The organism is Streptomyces sp. (genome assembly GCF_019510245.1).
GTDB lineage: Bacteria > Actinomycetota > Actinomycetes > Streptomycetales > Streptomycetaceae > Streptomyces.
Map to the genome: position 1 here is coordinate 1 of NZ_JAEKKT010000500.1, position 1,828 is coordinate 1,828.

The following is a 1,828-nucleotide window of genomic DNA, read 5'->3' on the forward strand; positions in this document are numbered from 1 at the left end:
GCTTTGAGGCATTCAATGCTGCTGGCGAGCTGGTCTGTACCGGAAAGGTGGATCACATCCCCGGCGTGCAGGTCACCGTACGCCACATCGACACGGTGCCAGGCCATCGGCGCCGAGGGTACGCGACGGCGGTGGTCCGCTGGCTGAGCGCGCGTTTCGGTTGGCTGCCGGTGGTGCCGATGGACGAACGCGGAGACGGTGTGGCGTTCTGGACCGCGCTTCGAGACGGGCCCTTCACAGAGCTGTTCGTGAGGCCGTCTATCGGCTTGACCGAGGCGTCGGAACTCGTGAAGCAGGCCGAGAAGAAGGCGTTGTAGTGAGCGAGTGCCTGCAGAGCATAGCCAGCGGTGGGCCTGGCGGCGAGACACCCCGGCCGTCGACAACCTCGCGCGGCGCTGCCGCGGCGCGGCAGTTCAGCGTGAACGACCGCGTCACCTGGGCCATGCGCGAGGGTGGCTACGGCCTGGTGCTCCCGGTGCCGGCCGTCGTGCGCAAGATCGGCACCAGGCGCGTCCAGATCGAGGTGGCGCAGCGCATCAATGGCCAATGGGTCCGCGTGCCCAAGAAAGTCCTGCCGGATCGGCTAAGCCCACGGACCGGCCATGTGCCAGAGCTGGATGACAGATTGCCTGCCCAATCGGGCACCCCGCCCAGAAGCACGGTGCCGTGAACACCAAGCTGATCTTCTTCGCCGTCATGGGTCCGCTCCTGCCTGCAGCCGCCAGCGCCTACTTCATGGGCACCTTCGCGTCGGCAGCCGCCGTGGCAGAGGTAGCCCAGGAAGGCGGATGCCAACTGGCCGTCATTCAGCGGTCGCTCGGCGAACGGCAGCCTCTGACGCGGATGGAGCTCCTGCTCACTTCCGTCGGTTGCCGAGTCCATGGCGGCGAGCGGGCGGGCTGGACAAGAGGACGCGGGCACCACGGTGCCGAAGCCGATCAAGCAGTGCGACAGCAGCAGCAGGCCCTGGGCCTGTCCGGGCCCGCGCAACAGGTGATCCCCGGAGGTGACGATGCCAGAAGGTGAGCTGCTGCAGGACGGGCCCGGCTGCGCTGAGACGCGCCGACTGTCGCTGTGGTTCGCGAGCCGGCTGGATTCCGCCTGGCTCGTGCAGCGCGCAGCTGCAGCTGCGCAGGCGCTCACCAGAAGCGGGCCGCCCGCCAGCGCAAACATTGCCGCTGGACAGCCAGTGGCGATCGCAACTACGAACATCCACGAGGAAAACTGACATGGGACGGATCTTCACCAAGCGAATTGCCTGCGGCGCGTGCCGCAACGTGTTCACCATCACCAGTGCGGCCAGCAAGTTCTGCAAGTCCTCTTCGTGCATCAGCGCGCGCCGTAAGGCTGATCGCCTGGCCGCGAAGCAACGGCAGCAAAGGCTGGCCAGCACCAGCCGGGCCGTCCAGGTGGGCAGCGACCAGCACTTGGCCCGCGCGCTGGCCAGCGGAGAATAGGCGTGGATGGGTCGGCGCCCGGCCGCGCTGGGTTGACCGCCCCGAGGGAGCCAGAGCAACCATGGAACAGCAGAGAGGTCATCATGCGATTTGACACGGCAGGTTTCGAGCCTGAGTCGGCCACGGCGGCCGGCGAACGGCACCTCGCGAAGATCCGCGAAGCTGATCGGGCAGGGCCCAGCGAGTCGCACTGTTCGACCACGGAAGCCATCATGGTGGCCCTCGCTCTCTGCAATCGGGCGTACCTCCCCAAGGATCTGCAGCGGACCCATGCGGGGCACCTCTGGTGGCGCCTGGACGATGTGCAGCGCTGGGCGGTGGCGGCCTACGGTGCAGCCCTGAGCAAGGGTGGCGACGAGGCCTCAGCGAGC

Annotated in this window: 5 protein-coding genes; all 5 read left to right on the forward strand. The window is 67.6% G+C overall.

Annotated elements, in window-relative coordinates:
- Window positions 1–317: hypothetical protein (locus tag JF597_RS54630; protein WP_294014602.1), on the forward strand; the 317-nt coding region annotated here is incomplete at its 5' end.
- A 101-nt stretch (window positions 318–418) separates the two neighbouring features.
- A complete protein-coding gene (locus tag JF597_RS54635; protein WP_294014604.1) occupies window positions 419–670 on the forward strand; it encodes a hypothetical protein in 252 nt (83 codons plus the stop codon).
- Window positions 667–1,026: a hypothetical protein gene (locus JF597_RS54640; protein ID WP_294014607.1), complete on the forward strand. Its 360-nt coding sequence runs from the start codon at window positions 667–669 to the stop codon at window positions 1,024–1,026. The genes JF597_RS54635 and JF597_RS54640 overlap by 4 nt, the downstream gene beginning before the upstream one ends.
- Before the next feature lie 203 nt (window positions 1,027–1,229).
- Entirely contained in the window at window positions 1,230–1,457 is a 228-nt protein-coding gene (locus JF597_RS54645) for a hypothetical protein (protein ID WP_294014610.1), read from the forward strand.
- An 83-nt stretch (window positions 1,458–1,540) separates the two neighbouring features.
- On the forward strand, window positions 1,541–1,828 hold a 288-nt coding region (locus JF597_RS54650; protein WP_294014613.1), incomplete at its 3' end, for a hypothetical protein.

Coding starts and splice junctions, on each gene's coding strand:
- JF597_RS54645 (WP_294014610.1), top strand. CDS start 1,230: ATGGGACGGATCTTCACCAAGCGAATTGCCTGCGGCGCGTGCCGCAAC.